General features: G+C 31.5%; 5 protein-coding genes and 1 pseudogene. 2 read left to right on the top strand and 4 right to left on the bottom strand.

Annotated elements, in window-relative coordinates; all coding sequences use genetic code 11:
* Both lepB and ACHZC3_RS00720 read left to right on the top strand, forming a co-directional pair.
* Positions 1 to 1,496 (top strand): signal peptidase I (gene lepB / locus ACHZC3_RS00725; RefSeq protein ID WP_394757964.1); only part of this gene is annotated, 1,496 nt, incomplete at its 5' end.
* A gap of 83 nt (positions 1,497 to 1,579) precedes the next feature.
* Positions 1,580 to 2,194 (top strand): WbqC family protein, encoded by a 615-nt coding sequence (locus ACHZC3_RS00720; RefSeq protein ID WP_394757963.1) that lies wholly within the window; start codon positions 1,580 to 1,582, stop codon positions 2,192 to 2,194.
* On the opposite strand, the gene ACHZC3_RS00715 is transcribed toward ACHZC3_RS00720, so the two are convergent.
* The 4 genes and pseudogenes from ACHZC3_RS00715 to ACHZC3_RS00700 form a co-directional block, all read right to left on the bottom strand.
* Positions 2,191 to 3,243 carry an endonuclease/exonuclease/phosphatase family protein gene (locus ACHZC3_RS00715; protein ID WP_394757962.1) on the bottom strand — a complete coding sequence of 351 codons (1,053 nt, stop codon included), beginning with the start codon at positions 3,241 to 3,243 and terminating at the stop codon, positions 2,191 to 2,193. The genes ACHZC3_RS00720 and ACHZC3_RS00715 overlap by 4 nt on opposite strands.
* 59 nt (positions 3,244 to 3,302) lie before the next feature.
* Positions 3,303 to 4,187: a rhomboid family intramembrane serine protease gene (locus tag ACHZC3_RS00710; protein WP_394757961.1), complete on the bottom strand. Its 885-nt coding sequence runs from the start codon at positions 4,185 to 4,187 to the stop codon at positions 3,303 to 3,305.
* A gap of 49 nt (positions 4,188 to 4,236) precedes the next feature.
* Positions 4,237 to 4,875, bottom strand: coding sequence for a rhomboid family intramembrane serine protease (locus ACHZC3_RS00705; RefSeq protein WP_394757965.1), 639 nt, complete (start codon positions 4,873 to 4,875; stop codon positions 4,237 to 4,239).
* Positions 4,875 to 5,995, bottom strand: a pseudogene (locus tag ACHZC3_RS00700) (DNA mismatch repair protein MutL); the annotation flags it as partial. The gene ACHZC3_RS00705 and the pseudogene ACHZC3_RS00700, both read right to left, overlap by 1 nt.

Genomic DNA, 5,995 nt, shown 5'->3' with positions numbered 1-5,995 from the left:
TACATTATTTAGGAACATGGAAATTATACGAAAAAGCAGGTAGAAAATCATGGGAAGCAGCAATTCCTGTTTACAACGCCATCGTTTTAATGAAAATTATCAATCGCCCAACTTGGTGGACTGCTTTGTTATTTGTGCCTATTGTAAACCTGATTATGTTTATTGTCGTTTGGGTTGAGACTTTAAGAAGTTTTGGCAAAAACACGACTAAAGACACAATTCTTGGTGTAGTTACACTTGGTTTTTATATTTATTACATTAACTATTTTGAAGATGTAACGTACAAACGTGACAGAAGTCTAGTTGCAACTACAAAAACTGGCGATACTGTTTCTTCGCTGTTATTTGCTGTTGTTGTGGCAACTTTAGTACATGGTTATGTATTGCAACCGTTTAACATACCAACATCTTCCTTAGAGAAATCTTTATTAGTGGGAGATTTCTTATTTGTAAGTAAATTTCATTACGGCGCAAGAACACCTAAAACTGCTATTGCTTTACCAATGGTTCATGATAGTATTCCTATTATAAAAACGAAATCATATATAAACTTTCCTCAATTACCATCATTTAGATTTCCAGGATTACAAGCTATAAAAAGAAACGATATAGTCGTTTTTAACTGGCCAATTGATACAGTGTATTTTTTTAGAGATCCATCTGGAAGACATATCGATAAACCAATGGATAAAAGATCAAATTATGTAAAACGTTGTGTAGGAATCCCTGGCGATAATTTATCTATAAAAAATGGTGATGTTTATATCGAAAATAAAAAATCAATTCTTCCAGAAAGAGCAAAACCACAATATTCTTATACAATTATTACTGATGGTTCTAACTTAGATGCAAAATATATAATTGAAGATTTACAAATTACAGATGGAATATATCCAACAGGTCCAAATCAATATGTGTTTGCAGCAGTTACTGAAGATGCAGCAAAAAAATTGAAAGAAATTCCAGCTATAAAATCGATTGTAAGAAATAACAGTACTGAACCCGATCGTAGGATTTTTCCACACAATCAAAACTGGAGTCAAGATAATTTTGGCCCAATTTATATCCCAGAATCAGGAAAAACAGTTAGTTTAAACAAAGAAACATTACCGCTTTATAGAAGATTAATTACTGTTTATGAAGGAAACAAATTAGAAGAAAAAGGAGGTCAAATATTTATAAATGACAAACCCGTTATTAATTACACTTTCAAACAAGATTATTATTGGATGATGGGAGATAATCGTCACAACTCTGAAGACAGTCGTTATTGGGGATTTGTACCGTTTGATCACGTAGTAGGAAAACCAGTATTTATTTGGTTTAGTATAGACCCTAATTTACCATGGTCGCAAGCCATCGACAAAATTCGTTGGGACAGATTGTTTTGTACAGTTGGTGGAGACGGACAACCAACTTCTTACTTCATATATTTCTTACTACTTTTAGTAGGCTGGTTTGGTTTTGATTTTTTTAGAAAAAGAAAAAAAGGGTAATTTATGATTCGGTTATTTGGTTATTTGTGTAATCGTTTAATCGAAAAAACGTACCCCGATTAAACGATTAAACATTTTAACGAATGAACATCCTCATACACCCAACCTATTTCCCATCTATTTCTCACTTTGTGGCAATGGCAAAAGCTGATACTGTAACCTTTGAAATGGAAGATAATTTCCAGAAGCAAACCAACAGAAACAGAATGTATTTGTATAGTCCAAACGGGATTTTTTTGCTAAATATTCCTGTGAAAAACTCGAATAGTAAGCAAATGACTAAAGATGTCAAGTTGGAAACTGCTTTCGATTGGCAAAAACAACATTTTAAAACACTAGAAGCCTCGTACAGAAATTCTCCTTTTTTTGAGTATTACGAAGATACTTTAATGCCAATTTTTACAAAAAAATATACTTTCTTGATGGATTTAAATATTGAAACCATCGAAATTGTATCTAAATGTTTGAAGCTTGATTTTGCACCACAAAAAACCATCGAATATTTTCATGAAGTAAATGGTTTTAATGATTTTCGTGTTTTAGCAAACGGGAAAAAAGACTTGAATACTTTCGATTCTTACACACAAGTATTTCAAGAAAAACAGGGTTTTATAAACAATTTAAGCATTCTAGATTTGTTGTTTAACGAAGGACGATTTGCCTTAGATTATTTAAAAAATCAAACGTTACAACTTTAATCGATAGACAATCTTGTCATCACCGGAAGATGGTCTGAGTTTACAAAATCGGGGAAATTTGTAAAACTTTTTACTTGCATATTAGTGTCCGCAAATATATAATCGATACGAGCTGGATAATATTTGAAACTATAGGTTTGTCCGAAGCTTTTTCCAGCTTCTTCAAAACAATCTTGCATATTTCCCTTTATACTTCTGTAAACATAAGAAAATGCACTGTTATTCATATCACCACAAATGACAATTGGATATTTGCATGACTTTTTGTGATTCATTATAATTTCTGCTTGTTGCTGTTGCTTTTTGAATGCCTCGCTAATTAGTTTGAAAATAAGTTGTGATTTTTCTTGATTGATACCTTCTACATTTTCATTAATTTCTTTAACATCAGGAGATATTTTTATCGATTGCAGGTGAATATTATAAAAACGCACTAAGTCCTTCCCTATTTTAATATCTGCAAAAATAGTATTGTTGTTAGATTCTGGAAAAATTAATTCTCCTTCATTTACAATTGGAAATTTAGAAAAAATGGCTTGACCTGTTTTTATTTGATTTCCATGCATAAATATGGCTCGATACGGATATATTTTTAAATCGATTTTTGCAGAAGCTGAAGTTGAATATTCCTGAATACACAACACATCTGGATTATTTTCGTTTACAAAATGCAAAATATCTTGTGCTACATTTTCGCGTGGAATCCAATCAAAAAGATTCAATAATCGCACATTATAACTCATGACCACAAAATCCTTATCGGAAGGTTCAATGTCTTTTGAGGAGAATTTATAAAATTTATTGATAAAGGTAATCCCTAAAATAAGTACCAATCCTGACAAAATCATTTGCCTCTTGAATTGCAGAAACCAATACAAAAAAAATAAACCATTAAGTATTAAAAACAACGGCAAAACAAGTGTAAGCACTGACAGAAAAGGAAACCAAGTAGGTGCTAAAAATGGTAAAAAATAAGCAAGGAAAGTTAATACAGTTAAAACTATATTACAAAAAAAAGCCAATTTATTAAACCAAGATAGGTTTTTCATTTTCTTACTTTGTTGAATTCTAGTACAAATAAACGATTTTTTTGTCAGAAATTTCGAATCTACTTCCCTGCTTTAAATAAAAACTCTTTTTCATCGACAGTCAAACTATCATAACCAGATTTGCTAATCTTGTCTAGAATTTCGTCTATTTGTTGTTGTGTTTTATCTTTGGCAACAATTTTACTTGCTGTTTTAACTACATTTATAGGTTTTGGGTTGCGATGCACTTTCTTAAACGGTGTTGTTTTTTTAGGCGAAAATATATTAGTAAACCAATCGATTATTGCACTGAATCCGCTAGTTAAATCAATTCCATTTTGCAATAATTTAATATAAATAAACCCAAATAATGCGCCACCAAGGTGTGAAAGATGTCCGCCAGTATTCTCGCGTGGCAACTGTATTAAATCTATAACCAAATACAGTATCGCAATATGCCAAAGCTTGACAGAACCTAATAACGCCAGTCGAATATCCATAAAAGGTTGGTACGTCATTGTAGCAAAAAGAATTGCCATAACTGATGCTGATGCACCTACTAAAAGTGTATTTTGATTAGATAATGATGGCAAAAAAGTATAACAAACTAAGTATATAATTCCAGCAAATACGCCACCCAAAACATACAATCCAAACAATTGTTTTTGTGTAAAAAATGTAACGAACAATCTACCCGCAAAATGAAGCATGATCATATTGAAAATTATATGTAAAAATCCCCCATGAAAAAATGAATACGAAACAATTGTCCAAGGTTGTAATACTAAATCACTAAAATGATTAGACAATGCCACATAATTAAGATAATTAACATTGATGTGAAACAATTGCAAAACCGCAAATACAATTTCGGGAATAGCAAATAGCAATAGGTTCCAAAAAATTAATTTGGTAGCCATATCGCCATTTTTATATTGCAGTTTTAAATCGTCTAAAATATTCATTTGTTCTTAATTGTAATTGAATTTTGATATTGCAATTGATATTGATTTTTTAGTTCCAGCGTTTGTCATTGAAAGAGTTTTTCTTCCAATACCACATCATTATAAAGCCACATAAAGCTCCTCCAATATGAGCGAAATTTGCAATTCCTGTATTAATCCCGAAAAAAGAATTTCCAAAAACACCAAATAAACCGTCATATAATAGCATATAAATTGGTACAAAATATTTTGCTTTTACTGGAATAGGTATAAACATCAAACTTAATTCTGCGTTAGGAAACATAAATGCAAATGCAATTAATAATCCATAAATTGCGCCAGAAGCTCCAACTGCTGAAGTAATAATGTCTCCAAAATAATATTGATTAACTAAATTATTCATCATTGCAGCAGCTAATCCGCATGAAAAATAGAAAAACAAAAATTTCTTACTTCCCCATAAACTTTCCAAAATTGAACCAAATGAAACTAATGCAAACATATTAAAAATAATATGTGATAAACTTGGATATGGAGCATGCATAAACATATGCGTTACCAATTGCCAAATTCTAAAGTTAGGACTTCCAAACGAATAGAGCGAAAATGAGGTATATGCTATTTCTTGAATGTTTGGGATTTGTGATCCTAGAAAAAATATAATATTAATTATCAGTAACTGCTTAACAGCTGGCGTCATGTTATTCATCATATACTAAATTTTTTATCTAAATCTTCAACACTTAATGTGATGAAGGTTGTTTTATTAAAAGGGGAAACTGTCGCTTCTTTGCAAGCAAATAAATTATTTACTAGGTTCACCTGTGCTTCTTCTGTAAGATACATTCCTGTTTTTACAGCTAAGCTTCTTGCCATACTTTTTGCCATACTATCCATTTGACTAAAACTACTATCTGGAACTTCCTCTTGCAAATCGCTTACTAATTGCTCTAAAACAATTGACGCTTCATTTTCAGAAACCGTGACTGGCAATCCAGAAATAGTAATCGAATCTTTATTTATGGCTTCAAAAACAAATCCTGTACTTTCTAGCGATTGTTGTATAACTTGTAGTATTGCAATTTCGTTTCCTGAAAAATATAAAGTTAACGGGAATAACAATTGCTGACTATTAGCTTGATGAATTGTAATGTTGGTTAAAAATTGCTCGTACAAAATACGTTGGTGCGCTCTTTGTTGGTCAATTATTAACATCCCAGATTTTATAGGATTAACTACATATTTCTTATGAATTTGATACGTTGTTGTTGGTGCTTTTTCAACTTCCGAATCCGAAAACAAAGAACTTGTAATTGCTTCCGATTCAAAACTCATATCGTCAATAGCTATCGATTTAGTATCTAAACCAACATATAAGCTTTCCCAATGTGGCAAGTTTTCTGTCTTTGGTTTATAACTAAAATTAGATTGTTTTTTTTCTTCTTGAAACGGATTAAAATTACTGTCTACCTGAATTGTTGGCGTTTCCGCTTCTTTATTCTGGTAACTATATGGTGTATCGAGATTAAAATCTCTTTCAAAATCTAAAACTGGTGCGACATTAAATTGTCCCAAACTATGTTTCGCTGCCGAACGCAAAATGGCATACAAAGCCTGTTCATCATCAAACTTAATTTCTGTTTTTGTAGGATGAATGTTGATGTCGATAGTATGTGGCGGCACATTCAAATACAAAAAGTAACTCGGTTGCGCTCCATCTCGAAGTAAACCTTCGTAAGCATTCATAATAGCGTGATGTAAATAACCGCTTTTTATAAATCGGTCGTTCACAAAAAAGAATTGTTCTCCTTTGTTTTTCTTGGCAAATT

It is taken from the genome of Flavobacterium sp. (assembly GCF_043720215.1).
In the GTDB taxonomy this organism is placed as follows: domain Bacteria; phylum Bacteroidota; class Bacteroidia; order Flavobacteriales; family Flavobacteriaceae; genus Flavobacterium.
This window is presented reverse-complemented; position numbering and strand designations above follow the sequence as displayed.

What these genes read in the sequence shown, in the direction of transcription:
- ACHZC3_RS00720 (WP_394757963.1), top strand. Translation starts at nt 1,580, where the DNA reads ATGAACATCCTCATACACCCAACCTATTTCCCATCTATTTCTCACTTT.
- ACHZC3_RS00715 (WP_394757962.1), bottom strand. Translation starts at nt 3,243, where the DNA reads ATGAAAAACCTATCTTGGTTTAATAAATTGGCTTTTTTTTGTAATATA.
- ACHZC3_RS00710 (WP_394757961.1), bottom strand. Translation starts at nt 4,187, where the DNA reads ATGAATATTTTAGACGATTTAAAACTGCAATATAAAAATGGCGATATG.
- ACHZC3_RS00705 (WP_394757965.1), bottom strand. Translation starts at nt 4,875, where the DNA reads ATGAATAACATGACGCCAGCTGTTAAGCAGTTACTGATAATTAATATT.